We start from the raw sequence: 21618 nt of genomic DNA, 5'->3' as shown, positions 1-21618 counted from the left end.
TCATTTACGGCTGCGGCGTCGTGGCCGGGGTCGCCGGATCCTGCAGATTCCCCCGCACATGAATCTCGGACGAGCTTGGGTAGTAGCCTTCCTTCGCGATCACCTGCAGGTTCGGGCGCAGCACCTTGACTTCGATCTTGCGCATCTTCGTCTCGCCCAGCCCGAACGCAGTGGTGTTGTAGCCGACCGTGTACTGCGTGCGCACCTCTTTGGTGATCTCCGCGAAGCTGTTCTCGATCTCCTTCTGGCGATACGAGGCCACAATCTCGCCGCCGGTCGCATTCGCGTAGACGGGCAGGATGTTGTCGCGCATCATCAGCGGCAGGTGCAGCTTCTCGACGAAGCCCAGACCGGTGACGCTCGAATCGCCCACCAGCGTGGCGTATACGGCGATCTTGTTTGTCTGCAGATACTTGATGACATCCTTCGACTTCGCGACGCTGCCATATTCCTTGCCGTCCGAGATCACGTAGACGACGCGGCGGCGTCCCTTGCCCGCCTTCACGACCGCCTGCGCGGCCGCGAGAATCGCGTCGTTCAGCGGGTGGACCTCGCGCGGCACATTCTGCTGGCCGGATACGCCACCCTGGCCGTGGTTCCCGTTCACCAGAGGATTCGTGTGGGAATCGGCGCCGTTATTGATCATGATGTTCTGGCTCATCGCCGAACCCGCGTCATAGAACATCTGGTCGCGCCCGCTGGTCTTCGACTGCTCCACCACCGCGCTCAACCGCGCGCTCTGTCCGGCGGTAAAGTCCGTCTGCTTCTTCGGCGTGTTGTTGTAGGTGAAGACCGCGACCTCGTCATAGGCCGTGAAAGCGCCCTGCAGCGCGCCTAGCGAGTTGTTCACCTTGTTCATATCGGAGTTCGACATGCTCTGGTCGATCACCAGCGCGACCGAGAGCGGGAACGGGTCAGAGGTGAAGACCAGCATCTTCTGCCGGACGTTGTTCTCATAGATGCGGACATCGCGCCAGGTCAGCCCCGGAACCAGCTTGCCCTTGTTGTCCTTCACCGTGAACGGAACTTCCACGAAGTTGACGGTGCTGCGAATAAAGTACGGCTTGAAGTCGCTATCGGGCTCCGGCTGATCGCCCGGCTGAGCAGCCGGGGATGGCGTCTGCACCGGCGCGGGACTCGACGGCAGTGCGCTGCCCACGGGCGGCTGAAAGGCGTCCGCGGCCGGTGTGGCCGCTGGAGCGGTCGCCGAAGTGGAAGGAGCGGTCGTTCCCGATCCCGGCACAACCGTGTTCAATGCCGGCACCTGCGGCTTCGGCGCGTCCGGAATCGCCTGTTCCTGCTGCGAAACCGCCATCCGGCTCGATAGAACCAGCGCAATCGCCCCTGCCCATACTCTCCGCTTCACGAAAACCCCCACAAGATAAGTCCAACCATCAGACTAGCAGCCTTCTGTTTCTATATCCATTGGACGCACGACTTCGAAATCCGGGTGCCCCACGATCGGCGCTGTCCGATCGCGCCGATCGTGGGGTGTGTCGCTACCCGCCTCCTGTCGCCAAAACGCATGATTCCGTCGTCTAATACAGATATGCGCCTCTCCGCCGTACACGTAGCCGCAGCCCTGCTCGCCGTCTCCCTTGCACCCTGCCTGCACGCGCAGGAGGCTCCTTCGCCCGGCGGCCCGCCCCCGGCCAGCGACGCGCCCAACCTGCAGGTCGAGCACCAGGACGACATCCAGACCATCAAGACCGGCACGACGCTGGTGAATATGTACTTCTCCGTCCGTGACAAGCAGGGCTTCATCACCAACCTGCACAAAGACGACTGCGACCTCTACGAGAACAAAGACCTGCAGACGATCAAGAACTTCACGCAGGAGAAAAATCTGCCGCTGACGATCGGTATCCTCCTCGACACCAGCGGCAGCCAGCAGAACGTACTGCCGCTCGAACAGGAGTCCGGCGCGACCTTTCTGAAGGAGGTGCTGACCCCCAAGGACGAGGCCTTCCTCATCTCGTTCGACATCAACGTCGACCTGCTTTCGGACTACACCAGCAGCCCGCGCGAGCTGAAGCGCGCCATCGACAAGGCGCAGATCAACACCGGCGCCGGAACCGGCTCCATGACCGGCCACGGCCAGGCCCGCGGTACGCTGCTGTTCGACGCCGTCTATCTGGCCGCGCACGACAAGCTGCGCCAGGAGGCCGGCCGCAAGATCCTCGTCCTCTTGACCGACGGCGGCGACCAGGGTTCGCAGGAGACGCTCAAAACCGCGACCGAGGCCGCCCAGAAGGCCAACGCCATCATCTACGTCATCCTCATCGCCGACCGCGGCTTCTACGGCGGCATGAGCATCGGCTACTCCGGCGACCGCGACATGGAGAAGCTCGCCACCGACACCGGAGGCCGCGTCATCAACGTCGGCAACAACGGCAAGAAGCTCGAAGACGCCTTCGCCCAGATTCAGGACGAGCTGCGCACGCAATACCTGCTCAGCTACACCCCAACGAACCTGAAGCTCGACGGCACCTTCCGCACGTTGAACCTGTCGTGCGGCAAGGGATACAAGGTCCAGACGCGCAAGGGCTACTACGCCATCGCAGGCGACGACAACCAGAACTAAGCGGACTCTCGCAAGCCGCCATGCCCCGCCCAGAACGCTTGTCATCCTGAGCGAAGCGAAGGACCTGCTTTTGCCTTTGCTGTTGTTCGTTCTTGCCCGGCGGCTGCAACCCACCCGCTCCTGACAGCTACTTGCAGGTTAGCTGCGCGGTGGCGGTCGTCCTCGCGCTCGAGAGCGTGACCGCGCCACTCGTCGCTCCAACGCAGGTCGCCAGCCCCGTATCGTCCACGGTGACGTGGATCGGGTCGGAGCTGGTCAGCGGCCCTTCGACGGCGATCTGCGGGATCGCACACGTGCCGCCGCCGTAAGCCTCGTAGAACTGCTGCTGATTGCCTGGCGCCGCAGCCAAGTGGTCGGCGGTGGCGGTCGTGGGATTGATCAGAAGGACGGCGGGGATGCAGCCGGAGCTGCCTGCGGGCGCGTTGCCGCAGCCAGTCAGCGCCAATGCAAGAACGATCGCCGCGATCCCCAAGACTTTCATGCACCGAATTCTAGCTTGCGTCGTGTTGGCAGGCAAGAGAAAGTGCGCCCGGCCTAAGCCTCCATCGCTCCGGAATAGACCGCCATCCCCGCCACGGCATCCACGCCCATCGCGTCGAGCTCGTCGATCTCGCGCCGCTCCTTGATGCCGCCCGCGACGATCAACTGCTTCGCCGTACACGCCCGCAGAATCGCCGCGACATCGATCGGAAAGCCGGTCATCGTGCCCTCGGTATCCACATGCGTGTAAAGGAACGACGCGCAGCAGTCCTCCAGCCAAGTCACCGCCTCCTCCGGCGTCAGGTCGACCGAATCCTTCCAGCCCTTCACAGCAACCTTACCCGCCTTGGTGTCGACCGAGAAGCACAGAGCCTCCTCGCCCAGCGCCCTGGTCAGGGACTCGGCAAACTCCAGTTTGATGACCTTGTGCCGCCGCTTTTCGCTCGGGTCTTCCGCGAGACCGAACAGGGAAGACCCATAGATCACGCGCTTCGCCCCGGCGTCCAGCAACGCCTGCCCATCGGCCGCCGTCTTCAACCCGCCGCCCACCTGGCACGGCAGACGCTTGCAGATCATCTCGATCAGCGAGCGGTTGTCGCCCTGCCGCATGGCCGCGTCCAGGTCGATCAGCTGCACCAGCGGATACTTCGAAAACCGCTCGATCCAGTACTCGAAGTCGTCGAACGCGAGCTTCAGCCTCTCGCCCTGCACGAGCTGCACGATGCGCCCGCCCATCAGATCAATCGAAGGTATCAACATCTAGATTTGCTCTCCTGGAATTACCCACCCAGCATGTCATCGTACCGACCCAGCATGTCATCCTGAGCGCAGCGAAGGACCTGCGTCTGTCTTTGTCGTTGCTTTTTTGCTTGTCATTCCCGAAGGGAATCTGCTTTTGTCTTGTTCGCTAACACGGCAGCCTCACACTCACACCAGCCCGCTGCAACTCACCCTTCAAAGCCCGCGAATCCGTAACGCCGAAGTGAAAGATGCTCGCAGCCAAAGCAGCATCCGCCCGCCCATGCCCAAACACATCCACAAAGTGAGCCGCCGTCCCAGCCCCACCCGAGGCGATCACCGGAATCTGCACCGCCGCACTCACCGCCGCGGTCAACTCGCAGTCGAAGCCATTGCGCATGCCGTCGGTATTCATCGAGGTCAGCAGAATCTCGCCCGCGCCACGCTGCTCCGCCTCGCGCGCCCAGTCGACGACCCGCAGCCCCGTAGCCTTGCGCCCGCCGGAGACATATACCTCCGCATCCTCGACACCCAAAGGCCCACGCCGAGCATCGATGGCGACGATCACCGCCTGCGCCCCGAAGCTCGAGCCGATCTCGCCGATCAACTCCGGCCGCGCGATGGCCGCGGAGTTGATGCTCACCTTGTCCGCGCCCGCATTGAAGACCGCCGCCGCATCGTCGGCCGAACGCACGCCGCCGCCTACGGTGAACGGCACAAACAGGGAAGCAGCCGTCCGCTTCACCGTATCGATCAGCGTGCCGCGCCCTTCATGCGTCGCCGTGATGTCGAGCAGCACGATCTCATCCGCGCCCGCCGCCGCGTGACGATGCGCCAGCTCCGCCGGATCGCCCGCATCGATGATATCTACGAACTGAATGCCCTTGACGACGCGGCCACCGCGCACATCGAGACAGGCGATAATTCTCTTGGTCAGCATCTATCCCAGCCTCATCGGTTCCGCATCCGCCACATCCACGCGCTCGCCCTCGCACACCACGCGCGCAATCGGGTCGCCCCGCTCGACGATCGCGCCATGCTCGACGAACCACTCAACCAGCAGGCCCTGACGCGGCGCGGGCACATGAAACTCCATCGCCCCATCGGTCAGTGTAGCCATCGCCTGACCCGTGCCGACCAGCGTGCCCACGGGTACGAGCTGCTGGACGAATGTGTAAGCAGGCTCATCGCCCGTAACCTTCAACTCATAAAGAAAGGGCATCGCTACAACTCCACAAAGTTCTTCAACACCTGCAGCCCGACCGTGCTCGACTTCTCCGGATGGAACTGCACGCCCATCACATTGTCGCGCTCGACGACGCCCGTAAACGCGCCGCCATATTCTGTAACCGAAGCGGTTGCAGACACCAGCGGCGCCCGCCACGAATGCGTGTAATAAACATAGCCGCCGTTGGCCACGCCACGCAGCAGACGCGAGTCCTCGCGGATGCCCTCGAGCGAGTTCCAGCCCACATGCGGCGACTTCAGCTCCGCGCCATTGTGCGTCGCAGGGAAGCGCTCGCAACGGCCCGCGAAATGTCCCAGGCCAGCCGTCTCCGGAGCTTCCGTCGAGCCTTCGAACAACCACTGCAGGCCGACGCAGACGCCAAGGAACAACGTGCCGCCAGCAACGGCCTCGCGCACCGCGCTGGTGATGCCAAGGTCGGCCAGCAACTGCGTCGCCTGAAAGTGCCCAACGCCCGGCAGCACGATCTTCGAGGCCTTGCGCACGACATTTGGATCTTGTGTGACGAGCGTCTCCGCGCCAAGATAATGCAACGCCTTCACGACGCTCGTCAGATTGCCGGCCTTGTAATCGATAACCGCGATCATAGCTCCACCAGGGGCTGCAGATGCGCCATTGCGCGCACGAACAGCCATGTTCCGTTACGACATTCGAGCACGTTCAGACGCCGTAGCGCGAAGTGTTCGATCTCCGTTCCACGATGCGGTTGCAGCGTCATCCACTCGCGCATGAAGACCACGGCCAGCGTGCCGCATACGCGCAGATCCTCGATCTTGAAGCTCAGGCCGAAGACTGCCTCGGCATAGATCGAGCGATACATCTCCATCACGGCCTCGCGTCCAATCAATGTCGGCGCGTCGCCCAGCACAAGCTCATACTCCTCCGCGCACATCTGCATCGACGCTACGAGGTCGCCCTTGACGAGCAGCTCGCAACGCCGTGTCATCAGCGCCTCGATCTCGGCCTTTGCGCTCGCGTGGTCTTCCATGGGTTAGAGCAGTCCCTTCGTGCTCGGCAACATCTCGCGCATGCGTTCGTCGCGACTGCATGCGCCACGCATGGCGCGCGCAAACGCCTTGAAGATCGCCTCGATCTTATGATGGTTGCTGCGCCCATACATCGTCTTCACATGCACGTTCGACTTGGCGCCGCGCGCGAAGCCTTCGAAGAAGTCGGTGAGCAGCTCGGTCTGAAAGTCGCCGACCAAGGGCACATCGACCAGGTCCTCGACCGCGTACGCAGTGCGTCCGCTCAGGTCGACGGCCGCGACCGCGAGCGTCTCGTCCATCGGCATCACGAAGTAGCCAGCGCGCATGATGCCGCGCTTGTCGCCGAGTGCAAGCAGGAACGCCTCGCCCAGCGCGATGCCTACATCCTCGACCGTGTGATGCTGATCGACGTCGAGGTCGCCCGTACACTTCAGTTGCAGGTCGAAGCCGCCATGCCGCGTAAAGAGTTCCAGCATGTGATCGAAGAAGCGTATACCGGTCGAGACCGTGTACGAGCCCTGACCGTCGATGGTCAGCGTCAATGCAATCTGTGTCTCGGTCGTGTCGCGCTTGATCGTGCCTACCCGTACTGCGTCGGTTACCGCGTCCATGCCATCTCCTTCAATACCTCGCGCAAGGCTGCGATGCCGCGCGTTACATGCTCTTCAATGCCGATCGTGATGCGTACAAAGCCGTCGCATCCAGGGTCGCTTGAACGGTCGCGCAGCAGCACGCCCTTCTCGCGCATGCGCGCCACCAGCTCCTTGTGGCGCGGGCCAATCTCGAACAGTACGAAGTTCGCCGCGCTCTTCCAGTAACGTACTCCCAACTCGTCGAGCGCAGCCATCACACGCTCGCGTCCAGCATGAACCTGCGCGATATACCAGTCAAGGTAGGCCTGGTCGCGCAGCGCCTCCGGCAGGCACGCGAGCGCGACACCGTTGACGTTATAGGGCGAGGCCGCCTTGCGGATGTAGCCGATAAGCTCCGCATCGCCGGCGAGCAGACCCAGCCGCAGATTCGCCAGTCCATAGGCCTTCGAAAAGGTGCGGCCGACGACGAGGTTCTTCACGCGGCCGACATCCTGCATCATGCTCTCGCCGTGGAAGTGATAGTAAGCCTCATCCACGAAGACCACGGCCCGCGGCGCCGCTGCGCAGAGAGCCAGCAGGTCCGCGCGGTCGACCGTCGCGCCCGTCGGGTTGTTGGGCGAGGCGACGAGGATGAGCTTCGTCTTAGACGTGATCGCGGCCATGAAGCGCGCCCGCGGAAATGCAAGCGTCTCATCCGACTGCACACGGATCAGGCTGCTCGTCATCAGGCCTACGCTCACGTCGTACATGAAGAAGCTCGGCGTGGCGATCAGCGCCTCATCGCCCTCTTCGAGGAACGTGGTGCAGAGCAGGTGGATGGCCTCATCGACGCCATTGGTCAGCAGCACCTGCGCGGAGTCGAGGCCGAGGTATGCAGCCGTATCGATCTCCGCATGCTCGCGCTCGGGATAGATGGTCAGGCCTTCGGCCGTGATCTGCCGCAGCTTCCCCAGCACCTTCGGAGATGGCGCAAAGGTGTTCTCGTTGAAGTCCAGCCGCAGCATGTCGCGTGCTGCGAGCGGCGGATGATACTCGGGCATCGCCTTCACGCGTGCGCGCGGCTGCGGCGCCGTGGCCGTCGCTTCTATCGGAGCGGATGCCCGCTCCAGCTCGATGTCGACATTGGTCTCATCCACAAAGATGCTCATCGCCTGGCTCCCATCTTGACCCTTACGCTCTCGGCGTGGCCGACAAGACCTTCAGCCTCGGCCAGCGCAATCGCATGCGGCCCCAGCGCCTTCAGGCCCGCGCGGGTGTAGGTCTGCACTGTGATCAGCTTCACATAGTCCATCACGCTCAACCCGCCGCGCACGCGCCCCACGCGGCCCGTGGGCAATACGTGGTTCGGGCCGGAGACATAGTCGCCCATCGACTGCGGGGCATACGGCCCAACGAAGACGGAGCCCGCGTTGCGGACCCACTTCAGATCCTTCACCGAATCGACCGAAAGATGCTCGGGCGCCAGGCGGTTCGTCAGCTCCTGGGCCTCTGTAACCGTGGCGGTTACAAAAATACAACCGCGTGCGCGGATCGAGATCTTCGCCAGCTTGTTCGCCTTGGCTTGGAGCTTCACTTCGTTCGCCACGGCCTGACCCAGCGCGGCGTTACTGGTGATGAGCACCGCCAGCGTCTCCGGATCGTGCTCTGCCTGCGCGACGAGATCGGCGGCAATGCCCGCTGCATGGCCCGTCTCGCTGGTCACGACGATCTCCGTCGGACCCGCGGGCATGTCGATGCCGCACTCGCTCGACAGCATGATCTTCGCGGCGGTGACGTACAGATTGCCCGGCCCGACGATCTTGTCCACTCGTCCGACGGTCGCCGTGCCCAGCGCCATCGCGGCGATGGCCTGCGCGCCGCCCACGCGATAGAACTCCGTCACACCCGCCAGCCACGCGGCTGCAAGCGTCTCCTTCGCGGGCTTGGGCGAGCAGACGACGATGCGCTCGACACCCGCCACCTGCGCGGGCGTGGTCGTCATCAGCAACGTCGAAGGCAGGGGATAGCGCCCGCCAGGAACATAGCAGCCCACGCTTGCGAGCGGTCGTACGATCTGCCCGGTCTTGACGCCGACGGCCGCATCGAGCGTCCACTCCGCGGGCATCTGCGCCTCGGCGAAGGCGCGAATGTTGGCCTGCGCGGTCTGCATGGCAAGCTGCAACTCTGGCGCGGTCTCGTCCCATGCGGCCTGCATCTCCTCGCGCGAGACGAGCAGCGCGTCCTTCGGCCCGAGGCCGTCGAACTTCGCGGCATACCTGCGCAGGCCGGCATCGCCGCCCTTGCGCACATCGGCCACGATCTTCCGTACGACCGGTTCCACTGATGCCGTGCTCACCGCGCCGCGCTGCTCGAGCGACTCGATCAACGCGGCAGCGGTCTTCGCACTTCGTCCAAACGTTCTTACCAGTTTCATCTGTGCCCTTTGCAGTTACAAAACTAAAGAACGACCTTGCTCAGCGGATACTCAACGATGCCGGTCGCGCCCGCGGCCTTCAGCTTGGGGATCACCTCGCGCACCACGCGCTCGTCGAGGATCGTGCTCAGCGCGAAGCCCTCGCCGTTGCTCAACTGCGAGACCGTCGGCGAGCTCAACGCCGGCAGCTCCGCCGTCACGGCGTCCAGAAGGCCGGTGGCGACGTTCAGCAGCAGGCCCACACGGCCCTGCGCTGCGATGGCGGCGTTTAGCATCAGCGAGATGTTGTTGATCTTCTCGCGCTTCCATGCGTCGGCGTAGGCGGTCTTGTTCGCGATCAACTGCGTCTCGGACTCCATCAACACTTCGATGATGCGCAGGCGATTGGCCTTCAAGGACGAGCCGGTCTCGGTCACTTCGACGATCGCGTCGGCCAGCGTCGGCGGTTTCACTTCCGTAGCGCCCCAACTGAACTCGACCGTCACCGGGATGTTCTTCGAGGCGAAGTAGCGCTTCGAAAATTCGACCAGCTCCGTCGCGATGATCTTGCCCGCCAGGTCTTCGGGCTTGTAGTAGGGCGAGTCCTCGGGCACGGCCAGCACCCACTTCACGGTCTGGCGGCTCTGCTTGCTATAGGTCAGGCTTGTGATGCGCTCGACGTCGGACTGGTTCTCCAGCACCCAGTCGTTGCCCGTCAGGCCGGCATCCAGCGCGCCATGCTCGACGTACCGCGCCATCTCCTGCGCGCGCACCAGCATGCACTCGATCTCGACGTCGTCGATCGTGGGGAAGTAGCTGCGGCCATTGGCGAAGATGCGCCAGCCCGCGCGTTCAAACAGGGCAAGGGTTGCGTCCTGCAGACTGCCCTTCGGAATTCCCAGCTTCAGCTTATTTGCCACCTGCGGCCTCCACGGTAATCGGTTTGGTGAAGCAGGAGACAGTGCCCTCGTGGCAGACCAGGCCATCGCCTTCGACCTGCACCTTGAAGAGCAGCGCATCGTTGTCGCAGTCGGTTGCCGCGCTGACGATCTTCAGCCGGTTGCCGCTCGTCTCGCCCTTCATCCACAGCTTCTGGCGGCTGCGGCTCCAGAAGGTTACATAGCCGCTCTCAAGCGTCTTGCGGTAGCTCGTCTCATTCAGAAAGCCGAGCATCAGGATCTCGCCTGTCGCCGCGTCCTGCACGATGCCCGCGACCAGGCCGTCCGTCTTGCCGAAGTCGATCGTCGCATTCCTTACATCCGTCGCATCAGATACCGCATTCATGCTTCCGTCTCCAGACTTGGTTTTACACAGCAAAAAAGGCCCGCTCGCGAGATGCGCGTCAGCGGGCCTTTCGAATCCTGATCGTGCGTTGCTTAGTTCACCGCACAGGACACAGCCGCCAACACGCTCGTCGCATGATGATGGTGGTGGCCACGGTGGTGAAGGCGAACGCTCATTACTTTCAAGGCTAGCCGCGACCCCTGCGCTTGTCAACCTTCCGCCGCTTCGAGGCGGTCGATTCACTGGAAATTTTCATCGAAAATCGGGCGCGGAATCCGGTATCCTGAGTCGCCACAAGTCTCGCCGTTTCATACAAACTCCAGGAGATCGACCCGAAATGCGTATTCTGCGCCGCCTGCTTGCACCCGCCCTCTTGTTCGCTCTTGGAACCTCGTTCGCCGTCGCCCAGGCCGCTGCTCCCGCTCCAGCCGCGCCGGCAAAGCCCACCGTCTCGCAGAAGATCGCCGCCGATAAGGACAAGCTCGACATCAACACCGCCACCGTCGACCAGTTGAAGGCGCTGCCCGGCGTGGGCGATGCCTACTCCAAGCGCATCATCGACGGCCGCCCGTACACCGCGAAGAATCAGCTGACCCAGAAGGGCATCGTGCCGCAGGCGACCTACGACAAGATCAAGGACCTGATCATCGCGAAGCATGTCGCGGCGCCGGCCAAGAAGTAGCCGGTCTTCATCCGGCGCTGGGCCTATCCGGCGCCGGTCAGGGCTTTTGGGGATCGTCGATGGTCACCCGCGTCTCGGAGTCTTCGACCATAACCAGCTCGAACTCCCTGCTGTGCGGGGTGCGGATCATCCAGAACTCGTTGGTGTAGCACTGCAGGCTCTTGCGGCTGTACGGCTCGACCACGCCGAAGTCCTGCGGCTGGCCGGTTCGATCCACGAAGTAGATGTACCGGCGGCCGGCGGTGTTGTTGATGAACAACAACTCCGCCACGTCCGCAGTGGGGTAGACGCCGGTCCCGGCCGTCTTCACGACACGCGCCTCGCGCATGTGGATCACCTTCGGCTGCTTCTGGCCGGAGTAGAACCGGTCAGCCAACGCGTACGCCTCCGGATCGTAGGCCTTCAGCCCCTCCGGGCCGGGCGCGGGATGCGGCGTCTCCATATGGGAGACGTTGCCCTGTGCTCCGAAGTAAGCCGTTGAGATCTCCGCCCAGAACTCGTGCTCATTCGTCGCCGCATAGGCGCCTTTCCACAGACCCTTCGTCATCGACGACTTGTAGACGCGTTCGATCTGCGCCCGCATGCCGGCGTCGAAGCCCGTTCCCATCACGTCGTGCGCAAACTCATGCACGCAGACCTCGGCCTTCGGTCCAAAGCCATCGCCCGGCAGGTGCAGCACATTGCTCTCCGGGCAGGTGCTGTAGATGCCGCCCAGGGCCGCCGCGTAGGAGTCGATATCGACCTTTTCGGCGACGCCCGCCTGCTCGCCGGGATGCGTAAACTTGCGTTCGCCGCGCTCGTCGCGGTACTCCGGCAGGTCGGAGATGATCTGGTACGAGCCTGTGATGTGCATCTCGGCGCCGCGCGCAACCATGTTCGCCCGCACGTTCGGAATATGCGCGAGCATCGTGCGAATATGCGCGCACGTGGCGGGCAGCGCGGCAGGGTCCACCACCGCCGCTGCGCGTACCGGGATGCCGTCGCAGTCCAGATGGCGCGCGTAGAAGTTGAAGTGCGGCGGCGAATCGACCACCACGCCGGGCGGAGACGGAGCTTGTGTATTCGCCCAGAGGCGCTGCACGGCTGCGTCCGGGGCCGCGAGCTGATGGTCGAGATCGAGTTGCTTCTGTGCGTCGGCGAACAGGCCTGCCGTCGATTCGATCCGCCACGCATCGTAGTGCGCTCGCTCTTCGCAGGGGTCCAGCTTGATGGAGCGATTGATCGCTTCGATGGCGTGAGAGAGCTCGCCGTTGCGGTAGAGGACGCGCCCCAGAAGATCCTGCAGGCTGGCGTCCTCGGGATGCGCGGCGGCCTCGGCCTTGATCGTCGCGAGCGCTTGATCGATCGGCCCGCGAGACGCGATGCGCAACTGCTGGAGGTGCGCTTCGGCTGCAGGATCGGCCGCCGCAGTCTTCCGCGCGAGGCATTCGGCGATCGTCGGCGTGGTCTGAGCGTATGCCACCGCCGGACCGGCGAGGGCGCTCCAGAGGACGAGTTGACGAAGAGGCCGCATGGATGGGTGCGAGCAGCATACCGCAAAGGTAACCTTTCGGTGGCGAACTACGGTCTGCAATCGGAACCACACCCGGAACGTTCGATTTCGAACGCGTTTTCCTCGTTCGAAAATGCACCGAAATCGGTTAGAGTGAAGGCTGGCCAGAATAATTTCAAGTTGCTCAGGCCGTCTCGGGAGCCTATGTCCGTCACGCATCTCCATCTCGCGAAGCAAAGTGCGCGTCTCGCCGTTCTCGGGCTGGTGCTGGGCGCGTTGCCGGGCTGCCAGAGCATTGCCGGAAACGCGGTCGTCTCGCAGGTCCGGATCATCGATACCAGCCCGGATGCGCCCGGTCTCGACATCTACGAGGGCTCCGGCGTTCTCGCCTACAATCTCGGATTCGGCACGGCAACGTCCTATGTGCCGATCACACCGGGCAGCTATGCGATCTCCGCCGACGTGGCGAACAGCAAGCAGCAGCTCATCAGCGCGCGCGGCTCGTTCAATGTGAATAACGAATACACCGTGTTGATCGGCAACTACGTGGCCGGTCTTACGGAGACCGTGCTGCAGGATCAGAGCACGCCGGCGCCCAGCGGACAGGTGGCGCTGCGCTTCCTCGACCAGTCGCCGGCGGCGGGCACGCTGGACCTCTACCTCGTCTCGTCGAGCGGCACGCTGCTGACCAGCAAGCCGGTGCTGTATAACGTGGCCTTCGGTTCAAACTCAGGCTATGTGAATGTTTCCGCAGGTACTTACACGCTCGTCGCATTGCCGGCCGGTACGGTCGCCACCTCGACGACGGTCGCCACCTATCTGGGCACGGCGGTCACATACACGGGCGGTTCGGTGCGTACACTGGTGCTCATCAATCAGCCGCTGGCGACCACCCCGGGCCTGCAGGTGATTACAGCTGCGGACTACGATTCGGCTGGCGCAACCTAAATTTCGGTGAAAGCATGGGGTTCCGGCCTCGGAACTCCCCACAAACGGCAACGCCCCAGCCATCGGCCGGGGCGTTGCCGTCTGGCGGTTTAGTAGCGGTAGTGGTCAGCCTTGTACGGACCCTCGACCGGCACGTTCAGGTAACCAGCCTGCTTCTCCGAGAGCGTGGTCAGCTTGACCCCGATCTTCTCCAGGTGCAGGCGGGCGACCTCTTCATCCAGCTTCTTGGGCAGGATGTAGATCCCAACCTTGTAGACGTCCTTGTTGGCCCAGAGGTCGAGCTGCGCCAGCGTCTGGTTGGCGAAGCTGGCCGACATCACGAAGCTGGGGTGGCCGGTGGCGCAGCCCAGGTTCACCAGGCGGCCTTCGGCGAGGATGAAGATGCTGTTGCCGGTATCGAAGGTGTACTTGTCGACCTGCGGCTTGATATTCAGGCGGGAGACCGTCTTGTCGGCGTTCAACGGCTCCATCTGGATCTCGTTGTCGAAGTGGCCGATGTTGCAGACGATGGCCTGATCCTTCATCAGCTTCATGTGCTCCAGCGTGATGATGTCGACGTTCCCGGTGCAGGTGACGTAGATATCGCCGCGTCCGAGCGTCTCTTCGATGGTGGTGACCTCGTAGCCTTCGATGGCCGCCTGCAGCGCGTTGATGGGGTCGATCTCGGTGACGATGACGCGTGCGCCCAGCCCGCGCAGCGACGCCGCGGAGCCCTTGCCCACATCGCCGAAGCCGCAGACGACCGCAACCTTGCCCGCGATCATGACGTCGGTCGCGCGCTTGATGCCGTCGACCAGCGACTCCCGGCAGCCGTAGAGGTTGTCGAACTTCGACTTGGTGACGGAGTCGTTGACGTTGATGGCGGGTACGAGCAGCGTGCCCTTCTCGGCCATCTTGTAGAGCCGGTGCACGCCGGTGGTGGTCTCTTCCGAGACGCCGCGCCACTTGGCCGCGACATCGGTCCAGCGCGTCGGGTATTCGGCGTGAACGTCCTTCAGGAGCTTCTTGATGACCGACTCTTCGAGCGAGCCGGATGCGGAGTTGACCCAGCCATCGCCCTTCTCCATCTCGACGCCCTTGTGGATCAGCAGGGTAACGTCGCCGCCGTCGTCGATGACGAGTTCGGGGCCGAGCAAGCCGCCTTTGCCGTCGGGGAAGGCGAGCGCCTGGTTCGTGCACCACCAGAACTCTTCGAGGGTCTCGCCTTTCCAGGCGAAGACCGGAACGCCAGCGGCGGCGATGGCGGCGGCGGCGTGGTCCTGGGTGGAGAAGATATTACAGCTCGCCCAGCGCACATCGGCGCCGAGGTCGACCATGGTCTCGATGAGCACGGCGGTCTGGATCGTCATGTGCAGCGAACCGGTGACGCGCACGCCCTGCAGCGGCTTGCCTGCGGCGTACTTGCGCCGGATGGACATCAGGCCGGGCATCTCCTGCTCGGCGATATCGATCTCCTTGCGTCCAAAGGCCGCGAGGGAGATGTCGGCAACCTTATACTCGGCTGCGATCCCGGCGGGAATCGCTGTTTCAACTGCTGCTGTGCTCATTCGAAACTCCTCATTGCTTCATCAGTAAACGGTCCAAGAATATCATTCTGGGCTGGGGATTGGACGCTTTGTGTGGCGTTTGGGTGGTGCTGCGAAATCCGCGAGAGTAGCTTGTTGGTGGAATAGAGGTCTTGAACCGAGCCGGCGACGACAAGAGCGCAGTGCGGTGATCTCCACTGCGCTGCGCTCCGGTCGAAACTGCGATCCTGGCTGGCGTTCGACTTCTATCCCAGATGCGACCATCCGCCGACGTCCCCGGCGAGCACTTTCGCCTCCTCCGGCCCACCGCTTCCCGGCTTATAGGGGTGAACGGGCACGGAGCCGTTCAGGATCGGGGCGAGCAGTTGCCAGGACGCTTCCACGTAGTCCTGACGGGCGAAGCGCCGCTGGTTGCCGATCATGGCGTCTTCGAAGAGCTCCTCGTAGGGCAGGGTGTCGTCGGCGCCGGGCAGGGTGGCGGCGAGCAGCTCCACCGGGTGACCGTTCCAGCCGGATCCGAAGTTCTTCTCGGACGCGCCCAGGGCGATCTTCATCTCCGGGCTGACCTGAAAGCGGATGTAGTTCTGTGGCGGAATCTGGTCGGAGAAGATGGCCGGAGCCTCGCACATCTTGGCGACGATCTGCGTCGTGGTGGTCTCGAGCGACTTGCCGGCGCGGATGAGGAATGGCACGCCCTTCCAGCGCCAGGAGTTGATATAGAGGCGCAGCGCGACGAAGGTCTCGACCTTCGAACCCGCAGCGACGCCGGGCTCGTCCAGGTAGCCCTCGAACTGGCCGAAGATCACATCCTCGGGTTTGATGGGCTGGATGCTGCGCAGCACCTTCACGCGCTCGTCGCGGACCAGCTCCATCTCGATGCCCGGCGGCGGCTCCATGGCGATGTTGCTGAGCAGTTGCATGATGTGGTTCTGGACGACGTCGCGGACCGCGCCGACGGCGTCGTAGAACGATCCGCGGCCCTGCACGCCGAACTTCTCGGCCATCGTGATCTCGACCGACTCGATGTACTGGCGGTTCCAGATCGGCTCGAGAAAAGAGTTGGCGAAGCGGAAGTAAAGGATATTCTGCACGGCGTTCTTGCCGAGGTAGTGGTCGATGCGGAAGACGTCGGCCTCGGAGAAGGTGCTCTTGACGATCTCGTCGAGCGCGACGGCGGAGTCGTAATCGCGGCCGAAGGGCTTTTCGACCAACACGCGCGCGCCCTCGGACAGACCGGCCTGCTTCAGTTGCTCCATGACGCGGCCGAAGAGGCTGGGCGGAATGGCGAGGTAGTGGATGGGGTGCTTCGCGCCCGCCAGCTTTTCGCTGAGTTGCTGAAAGGTCTCCGGCGCGGCGTAGTCGCCGTCCACATACTGCAGGACGTTCATCAGCTTCTCGAAGCCGACAGGGTCCAGGCCGCCATGCTCTTCGACGCTCTTGCGCGCGCGGGCCTTCAGGTCGTCGAGGGTCCAGCCGGACTTCGCGACGCCGATAACCGGTATGTTCAGCAGATCGCGTTTGGCGAGGCGTTGCAGGGAGGGGAAGATCTGTTTGTAGGCCAGGTCGCCGGTGGCTCCGAAGAACACCAGTGCATCCGATTTCACTTTATCCACGTTCGAACTCCTTCGCGCATCTATCGATTTGATGCAGGGCTACGCTCAAAGAGTCTATCTGAAGTGTGTTGCGAGGCTAGCCAATTTGGCGGATGCGGGTCGAGATCGCCGGGTCTAGCGGTGCGCGGCTACGCCGTCGTACTCGAACAGATCCTGATGGACGAGTGCGCGCAGCTTGGGGTGCTGCCGGTCGAGGAGCGCGCGGCCAATGGCGAGAACGAATTCCACGCCGGGGTCGAGCAGGGCACTCGCACAGAACGCCCTGCCGGATGCGTCGAAGAGGTTGACCTTCCTGTTTGCGTCTACTTAGGGGCCAGAACTGCCTGCCCGAGGTGGAAGGAGGTGTGGTTCGTGCGGTTGAGCAGGATGGCCAGGCGGTTGCGGTGCGGCTCGCGGGCGAAATCCTCCGGCGAGACGTCGGCGTGGCGCTCCAGCCACTGGGCCGGGGTGAGGCTGTCGAAGCCGGCGAGCAGCGCGGCGTTCACGCCCGCCCAGGCGGAGGTCAGGTCGGCGGTGGAAGGGAGCTCGGCGACGGTCTTATCGGGCGCGGTCAGAAAGATGGCGTCCAGCTCCGGATGCAGGCGCGGACCGAGGCCGAGCAAAGGCAGCATGCGGTCGTGGACGGCGGTGAGGTGTCCCCATAGATAGATGAGGCGATTCTTGCCGGGCGCGAGTTCGGTGTAGAGCCGCTCTTCGCTGGCGCCGGCGAAGAGCTTGTCGGCGCGGCCGGTGACGAGCTTCCAGGTTCCGATGGCGGCAGTCAGCATGCCCGCCTCCGTGGTCGATAGGGTGGTCTGTTCGAGAGGCATAGGCTTTGGATGTGCGGCGGCCAACGGCGACGCACATTTTCCGTGCGGCCGAAATCCATGCCGTGGCCGTGTGGGGAAAGGCGTCATCCGAAGGCGTTGACGCCGCTGACGGCGAACTTATGCCCTGTCACAAGGAGTGCCCAGGGCTGAAGCCCCATAAATCCACCGAAAACCCTACTCCGCCGGATCGTAGTTCAGGTTTGGCCCAAGCCAGCGCTCTACCTCGGCGACGGTCATGCCTTTCCGCGTGTGGTAGTCGGCGACCTGGTCGCGATCGATCTTGCCCAGCGAAAAGTAGCGCGACTCCGGGTGCGCGAAGTAGATGCCGCTGACGCTCGATCCGGGCCACATTGCGTAGGACTCGGTGATCTGCATGCCGGTGTTGGCGCTGACGTCGAGCAGGTTCCACAGCGTGCCCTTCTCGGTGTGGTCGGGGCATGCGGGGTAGCCGGGCGCGGGTCGGATGCCGCGATACTTCTCCTCGATCATCTCGGCGGGGGTGTAGGTCTCGGCGCGGCCATATCCCCACTCGTCGCGCACGCGCTTGTGCAGGCACTCGGCGAAGGCCTCGGCGAGCCGGTCGGCGAGCGCCTCGGTCATGATGGCGTTGTAGTCGTCGTTGTCCGCGCGGAAGCTGTCGCAGAGTTCCTTGACGCCGATGCCGGCGGTGACGGCGAAGGCGCCGATATAGTCCGCGAGGCCGGTCTCACATGGGGCGATGAAGTCCGCGAGCGAGCGGCAGGGCTCGCTGCCTTCGCGGTTCGCCTGCTGGCGTAGAAAGTGGAAGCGGGTCAGCTCTTCGGTGCGTTGGCAGTCGGTGTAGAGAGCGACATCGTCGCCGATGGCCGAGGCGGGGAAGAAGCCATAGACGCCGCGCGCGGTGATGAGCTTTTCGGCGATGATGCGGTCGAGCAGGAGGTTGCCGTCCTCGAAGATCTGTCGCGCCTGTTCGCCGTTGTTCTCGTTCTCGAAGATGCGGGGGTAGATGCCTTTGAGACCCCAGGTGTGAAAGAAAGGCGACCAGTCGATGTACTCGCGCAGCGTGGCGAGGGGGAAGTGGTCGAGCACGCGGGTGCCGGTGAACTCGGGCTGGGCGAGGTCTTCGGCGCGCCATTCGATGGGCGTGCGGCGCACGCGAGCGGCGGCGAGTGGGACGACCTGCTGCTTCGGCGCGGAGTGCTGTTTGCGGATGGCCTCGTACTCGGCGCGGTGCTTCGCGACGAACTCTTCCTTGCCGTCTTCGCTCAGCAGGCTGGTAGTCACCGGCACGGCGCGGCTGGCGTCGAGCACATGCACGACGGGCTGGCTGTAGTGCGGGGCGATCTTGACCGCGGTGTGCGCGCGGCTGGTGGTGGCGCCGCCGACCAGCAGCGGCAGCGTGAAGCCCTGGCGCTCCATCTCCTTCGCGACGTGGACCATCTCGTCGAGCGACGGCGTGATGAGGCCGCTGAGGCCGATCAGGTCGGCCTTCTCGTCCTTCGCGCGCTGAAGGATTTTTTCGGACGAGACCATCACGCCCATGTCGATGACCTCGTAGTTATTGCAGGCCAGCACCACGCCGACGATGTTCTTGCCGATGTCGTGAACGTCTCCCTTGACGGTCGCGAGTACGATCTTGCCCTGCGCCTTGACGATCAGCCCGGCGGCCTCCATCGCGGCCTTCTCGGCCTCCATGAACGGCGTGAGATGGGCGACGGCCTTCTTCATCACGCGCGCGGATTTGACCACCTGCGGCAGAAACATCTTGCCCGCGCCGAAGAGGTCGCCGACGACGCTCATGCCGTCCATCAGCGGGCCTTCGATGACCAGCAGCGGACGGCCCAGCTTCACGCGCGCTTCCTCGGCATCGATCTCGATGTAGCTGTCGATGCCCTTCACCAGCGCGTGCGAAAGCCGCTCCTCGACCGACCCGTTGCGCCACTCTTCCGTCTTCTTCTCTTCGACGGCCGTGCCCGTGCCTTTGAGCTTTTCGCCGAACTCGACCAGCCGCTCGGTCGCATCGGGCCGGCGATTGAGCAGCACATCTTCGACCAGAACCTTCAGCTCCGGCTCGATCTCTTCGTAGACCTCGAGCATGCCGGCGTTGACGATGCCCATGTCCATGCCCGCCTGGATCGCATGGTAGAGAAAGGCCGAGTGCATCGCCTCGCGGACCTTGTTGTTGCCGCGAAAGCTGAAGGAGATGTTCGAGACGCCGCCCGAGACCTTGGCATGCGGCAGATTCTGCTTGATCCAGCGCGTGGCCTCGATGAAGTCGACCGCGTAGTTGTTGTGCTCCTCCATGCCGGTCGCGACGGTAAGGATGTTGGGGTCGAAGATGATGTCCTCGGGCGGCAGGCCGACCTCGTCGACGAGGATGCGGTACGCGCGCTCGCAGATGCGAATCTTCTCGGCGTATGTGGCTGCCTGGCCGTTCTCGTCGAAGGCCATGACGACCACGGCCGCGCCGTATTTCAGAATCTTAGCCGCATTCTCGCGGAACTTCTCCTCGCCCTCCTTGAGCGAGATGGAGTTGACGATGCCCTTGCCCTGCAGACACTTCAGGCCCGCCTCGATGACCTCCCACTTCGAGGAGTCGACCATGAAGGGAGCCTTCGCGACCTCGGGTTCGCTCGCGAGCAACTGCAGGTAGCGCGTCATCGCGGCGACGCCGTCGATCATGCCCTCATCCATGCAGATGTCGATGACGTTGGCGCCGTTCTCCACCTGCTGGCGCGCGATCGCGACGGCCTCTTCGTACTTGCCCTCTTTGATCAGCTTCGCGAACTTCGGCGAACCGGCGACGTTGGTGCGTTCGCCGATCATCATGTAGACGCCGGGCTGCTGGGTGAAGGGCTGCGAACCGGAGAGACGCAACGGTTTGGATTCGATACTCATTTGGTGACAATCTTTCGCGGCGCCTTGCCTTCGAGCGCCTTCGCAATGGCGGCGATGTGTTCGGGCGTGTTGCCGCAGCAGCCGCCGGCGATGTTGATGAGGCCGTCCTTTGCGAAGCCGCCGAGATAGCGAGCCATGTCGGGCGGGCCGAGATCGAAGCCGGTCTCGGACAGCGGATTGGGCAGGCCCGCATTGGGATAGGCGGAGATGGCGACGTCGGCCTTCTCCGAAAGTTCGCTGAGGAACGGGTACATCAGGTCCGGCCCGAGCGAGCAGTTGAGGCCGATCGAGAGCGGCTTCACATGCTTCACGGCGTTCCAGAAGGCCTCGGTCGTCTGGGCGGAGATGAGCGTCTCGCCGCCGCGACCGACGGCTGCCGAGATCATGATCGGCAGTGTGACCTTATCCGCGTCGAAGACCTCTCGAATCGCGACCAGCGCGGCCTTGGCGTTGAGCGAATCGAAGATCGTCTCGACCAGAAGCAGGTCCGACCCGCCGGCGATCAGCGCACGAATCTGGTGGATATAAGCGTCCTTCACCTGGTCGAAGGTCACGACGCGAAAGCCTGCGTCGTCCGCGTCGGGCGAGTTTGAAAGCGAGACCGTCAACGGGCCGATGGCCCCGGCGACGAAGCGCTGCCGGCCGGTCTCGTTCGACACGCGGTCGGCCCACTGGCGGCACTGCTGCGCGGAGGTGTAGTTGATGTCCCAGGCGAGTTGGTTCAGCGAGGCGTCTTCGACGATCTTCTGATAGAACTCCGGGTCTTTGCGGCCGCCATGCTCGCGCGGGTCGTCGACGAAGAACTCGCTCTGCGTGATGCTGGTCGCGCCGAAGGTGTTGGTCTCGAGGATGTCCGCGCCGGCCTCGAGGAAGCGGCGATGGATGTCCATGATCATCTTCGGCTGGGTGAGCGAGAAGAGGTCGCCATTGTTCAGCAGATCTTTGTCGGCGTTGGCGAAGCGCTCGCCACGGATGTCCGCCTCGGCCATGCCGTAGGTGCGGATGGTTGTGCCCATGGCGCCGTCGATGATGGCGATGCGGTCTTCGAGGATCTTCGAGAGCGGATGCTGTACGGCGTCGGTCATATCTCTTTCGATGTGCGGCATGCGGCAAGGTCGCAGATGGGTGCGGCGTGGCGGGCGACGGGGCCGGGGCACATCTTTCGATTATAGCGAGGTGGCTGCAAAGGGATCCCCGGCGCGGCCGGGCGCCCCACTCGAAAGAGGTATACGCTTTCAGCCCGGATGGGGTTTCCGGGGCACGATGCCGGGAGATAAGGTTTCGATAACGCCATAGACGAAATTGTTGGAGCGGCGTCGGACGCGCCGCCGATGGCGTCCCGGCAGCTGCAGGAAAGACGACTTC

General features: G+C 63.6%; 21 protein-coding genes. 3 read left to right on the top strand and 18 right to left on the bottom strand.

From position 1 onward, the window contains the following. Positions 1–4: 4 nt before the first annotated feature. Positions 5–1366, bottom strand: a complete 1362-nt coding sequence (locus CHB87_RS12355) for a VWA domain-containing protein (protein WP_089408763.1) — start codon at positions 1364–1366, stop codon at positions 5–7. 183 nt (positions 1367–1549) lie between these two features. Here CHB87_RS12355 and CHB87_RS12350 point away from each other — a divergent pair, with 183 nt between their 5' ends. Then, positions 1550–2584, top strand: coding sequence for a VWA domain-containing protein (locus CHB87_RS12350; protein WP_089408762.1), 1035 nt, complete (start codon positions 1550–1552; stop codon positions 2582–2584). A gap of 127 nt (positions 2585–2711) precedes the next feature. Here CHB87_RS12350 and CHB87_RS12345 read toward each other — a convergent pair whose 3' ends face one another. The 11 genes from CHB87_RS12345 to hisI form a co-directional block, all read right to left on the bottom strand. Beyond that, positions 2712–3065 carry a hypothetical protein gene (locus CHB87_RS12345; protein WP_142988325.1) on the bottom strand — a complete coding sequence of 118 codons (354 nt, stop codon included), beginning with the start codon at positions 3063–3065 and terminating at the stop codon, positions 2712–2714. A 53-nt stretch (positions 3066–3118) separates the two neighbouring features. Further along, positions 3119–3823 (bottom strand): 1-(5-phosphoribosyl)-5-[(5-phosphoribosylamino)methylideneamino]imidazole-4-carboxamide isomerase, encoded by a 705-nt coding sequence (locus CHB87_RS12340; RefSeq protein ID WP_089408760.1) that lies wholly within the window; start codon positions 3821–3823, stop codon positions 3119–3121. A gap of 148 nt (positions 3824–3971) precedes the next feature. Next, positions 3972–4742: an imidazole glycerol phosphate synthase subunit HisF gene (hisF, locus tag CHB87_RS12335; RefSeq protein ID WP_089408759.1), complete on the bottom strand. Its 771-nt coding sequence runs from the start codon at positions 4740–4742 to the stop codon at positions 3972–3974. Next, positions 4743–5024 (bottom strand): biotin/lipoyl-containing protein, encoded by a 282-nt coding sequence (locus CHB87_RS12330; RefSeq protein ID WP_089408758.1) that lies wholly within the window; start codon positions 5022–5024, stop codon positions 4743–4745. 2 nt (positions 5025–5026) lie between these two features. Beyond that, positions 5027–5635 (bottom strand): imidazole glycerol phosphate synthase subunit HisH, encoded by a 609-nt coding sequence (gene hisH / locus CHB87_RS12325; protein WP_089408757.1) that lies wholly within the window; start codon positions 5633–5635, stop codon positions 5027–5029. Then, entirely contained in the window at positions 5632–6036 is a 405-nt protein-coding gene (locus tag CHB87_RS12320; RefSeq protein WP_089408756.1) for a YybH family protein, read from the bottom strand. The genes hisH and CHB87_RS12320 overlap by 4 nt, the downstream gene beginning before the upstream one ends. A 3-nt stretch (positions 6037–6039) precedes the next feature. Then, positions 6040–6648, bottom strand: coding sequence for an imidazoleglycerol-phosphate dehydratase HisB (gene hisB, locus CHB87_RS12315; protein WP_089408755.1), 609 nt, complete (start codon positions 6646–6648; stop codon positions 6040–6042). Then, positions 6636–7778, bottom strand: a complete 1143-nt coding sequence (hisC, locus tag CHB87_RS12310) for a histidinol-phosphate transaminase (protein ID WP_089408754.1) — start codon at positions 7776–7778, stop codon at positions 6636–6638. The genes hisB and hisC overlap by 13 nt, the downstream gene beginning before the upstream one ends. After that, on the bottom strand, positions 7775–9043 hold the full coding sequence (gene hisD, locus CHB87_RS12305) for a histidinol dehydrogenase (protein ID WP_089408753.1): 1269 nt from the start codon (positions 9041–9043) through the stop codon (positions 7775–7777). The genes hisC and hisD overlap by 4 nt, the downstream gene beginning before the upstream one ends. A 23-nt stretch (positions 9044–9066) precedes the next feature. Next, positions 9067–9942, bottom strand: coding sequence for an ATP phosphoribosyltransferase (gene hisG, locus CHB87_RS12300; protein WP_089408752.1), 876 nt, complete (start codon positions 9940–9942; stop codon positions 9067–9069). Then, entirely contained in the window at positions 9932–10306 is a 375-nt protein-coding gene (hisI, locus tag CHB87_RS12295) for a phosphoribosyl-AMP cyclohydrolase (RefSeq protein ID WP_089408751.1), read from the bottom strand. The genes hisG and hisI overlap by 11 nt, the downstream gene beginning before the upstream one ends. A 337-nt stretch (positions 10307–10643) precedes the next feature. Between hisI and CHB87_RS12290 the strand changes: the two genes are divergently transcribed. Then, positions 10644–10988 carry a ComEA family DNA-binding protein gene (locus CHB87_RS12290; protein WP_089408750.1) on the top strand — a complete coding sequence of 115 codons (345 nt, stop codon included), beginning with the start codon at positions 10644–10646 and terminating at the stop codon, positions 10986–10988. Positions 10989–11025: 37 nt separating this feature from the next. Here the strand turns inward: CHB87_RS12290 and CHB87_RS12285 are convergent, their stop codons facing one another. Then, positions 11026–12501: a hypothetical protein gene (locus CHB87_RS12285; protein WP_089408749.1), complete on the bottom strand. Its 1476-nt coding sequence runs from the start codon at positions 12499–12501 to the stop codon at positions 11026–11028. 183 nt (positions 12502–12684) lie between these two features. On the opposite strand from CHB87_RS12285, the gene CHB87_RS12280 reads away from it, so the two are divergent. Next, a complete protein-coding gene (locus CHB87_RS12280; RefSeq protein ID WP_089408748.1) occupies positions 12685–13428 on the top strand; it encodes a DUF4397 domain-containing protein in 744 nt (247 codons plus the stop codon). A gap of 89 nt (positions 13429–13517) precedes the next feature. On the opposite strand, the gene ahcY is transcribed toward CHB87_RS12280, so the two are convergent. The 5 genes from ahcY to CHB87_RS12255 all read right to left on the bottom strand — a co-directional run bounded on the left by ahcY (position 13518) and on the right by CHB87_RS12255 (position 21338). After that, positions 13518–14975, bottom strand: a complete 1458-nt coding sequence (gene ahcY / locus CHB87_RS12275; RefSeq protein WP_089408747.1) for an adenosylhomocysteinase — start codon at positions 14973–14975, stop codon at positions 13518–13520. A 224-nt stretch (positions 14976–15199) separates the two neighbouring features. Continuing rightward, on the bottom strand, positions 15200–16567 hold the full coding sequence (gene zwf / locus CHB87_RS12270; RefSeq protein ID WP_089408746.1) for a glucose-6-phosphate dehydrogenase: 1368 nt from the start codon (positions 16565–16567) through the stop codon (positions 15200–15202). Positions 16568–16869: 302 nt separating this feature from the next. After that, positions 16870–17376, bottom strand: coding sequence for a DinB family protein (locus tag CHB87_RS12265; RefSeq protein WP_245817967.1), 507 nt, complete (start codon positions 17374–17376; stop codon positions 16870–16872). Positions 17377–17550: 174 nt separating this feature from the next. Then, positions 17551–20253: a methionine synthase gene (metH, locus tag CHB87_RS12260; protein ID WP_089408745.1), complete on the bottom strand. Its 2703-nt coding sequence runs from the start codon at positions 20251–20253 to the stop codon at positions 17551–17553. Next, positions 20250–21338 carry a homocysteine S-methyltransferase family protein gene (locus tag CHB87_RS12255; RefSeq protein WP_089408744.1) on the bottom strand — a complete coding sequence of 363 codons (1089 nt, stop codon included), beginning with the start codon at positions 21336–21338 and terminating at the stop codon, positions 20250–20252. The genes metH and CHB87_RS12255 overlap by 4 nt, the downstream gene beginning before the upstream one ends. Positions 21339–21618 lie beyond the last annotated feature (280 nt).

The sequence above is a fragment of the Granulicella rosea genome (assembly GCF_900188085.1).
Lineage (GTDB): Bacteria > Acidobacteriota > Terriglobia > Terriglobales > Acidobacteriaceae > Edaphobacter > Edaphobacter rosea.
This window is presented reverse-complemented; position numbering and strand designations above follow the sequence as displayed.

Excerpts from the sequence above, each read along its gene's own strand:
- CHB87_RS12350 (WP_089408762.1), top strand. The coding sequence starts at position 1,550 with ATGCGCCTCTCCGCCGTACACGTAGCCGCAGCCCTGCTCGCCGTCTCC.
- CHB87_RS12345 (WP_142988325.1), bottom strand. The coding sequence starts at position 3,065 with ATGAAAGTCTTGGGGATCGCGGCGATCGTTCTTGCATTGGCGCTGACT.
- CHB87_RS12340 (WP_089408760.1), bottom strand. The coding sequence starts at position 3,823 with ATGTTGATACCTTCGATTGATCTGATGGGCGGGCGCATCGTGCAGCTC.
- hisF (WP_089408759.1), bottom strand. The coding sequence starts at position 4,742 with ATGCTGACCAAGAGAATTATCGCCTGTCTCGATGTGCGCGGTGGCCGC.
- CHB87_RS12330 (WP_089408758.1), bottom strand. The coding sequence starts at position 5,024 with ATGCCCTTTCTTTATGAGTTGAAGGTTACGGGCGATGAGCCTGCTTAC.
- hisH (WP_089408757.1), bottom strand. The coding sequence starts at position 5,635 with ATGATCGCGGTTATCGATTACAAGGCCGGCAATCTGACGAGCGTCGTG.
- CHB87_RS12320 (WP_089408756.1), bottom strand. The coding sequence starts at position 6,036 with ATGGAAGACCACGCGAGCGCAAAGGCCGAGATCGAGGCGCTGATGACA.
- hisB (WP_089408755.1), bottom strand. The coding sequence starts at position 6,648 with ATGGACGCGGTAACCGACGCAGTACGGGTAGGCACGATCAAGCGCGAC.
- hisC (WP_089408754.1), bottom strand. The coding sequence starts at position 7,778 with ATGAGCATCTTTGTGGATGAGACCAATGTCGACATCGAGCTGGAGCGG.
- hisD (WP_089408753.1), bottom strand. The coding sequence starts at position 9,043 with ATGAAACTGGTAAGAACGTTTGGACGAAGTGCGAAGACCGCTGCCGCG.
- hisI (WP_089408751.1), bottom strand. The coding sequence starts at position 10,306 with ATGAATGCGGTATCTGATGCGACGGATGTAAGGAATGCGACGATCGAC.
- CHB87_RS12290 (WP_089408750.1), top strand. The coding sequence starts at position 10,644 with ATGCGTATTCTGCGCCGCCTGCTTGCACCCGCCCTCTTGTTCGCTCTT.
- CHB87_RS12285 (WP_089408749.1), bottom strand. The coding sequence starts at position 12,501 with ATGCGGCCTCTTCGTCAACTCGTCCTCTGGAGCGCCCTCGCCGGTCCG.
- CHB87_RS12280 (WP_089408748.1), top strand. The coding sequence starts at position 12,685 with ATGTCCGTCACGCATCTCCATCTCGCGAAGCAAAGTGCGCGTCTCGCC.
- ahcY (WP_089408747.1), bottom strand. The coding sequence starts at position 14,975 with ATGAGCACAGCAGCAGTTGAAACAGCGATTCCCGCCGGGATCGCAGCC.
- CHB87_RS12265 (WP_245817967.1), bottom strand. The coding sequence starts at position 17,376 with ATGCCTCTCGAACAGACCACCCTATCGACCACGGAGGCGGGCATGCTG.
- metH (WP_089408745.1), bottom strand. The coding sequence starts at position 20,253 with ATGAGTATCGAATCCAAACCGTTGCGTCTCTCCGGTTCGCAGCCCTTC.
- CHB87_RS12255 (WP_089408744.1), bottom strand. The coding sequence starts at position 21,338 with ATGACCGACGCCGTACAGCATCCGCTCTCGAAGATCCTCGAAGACCGC.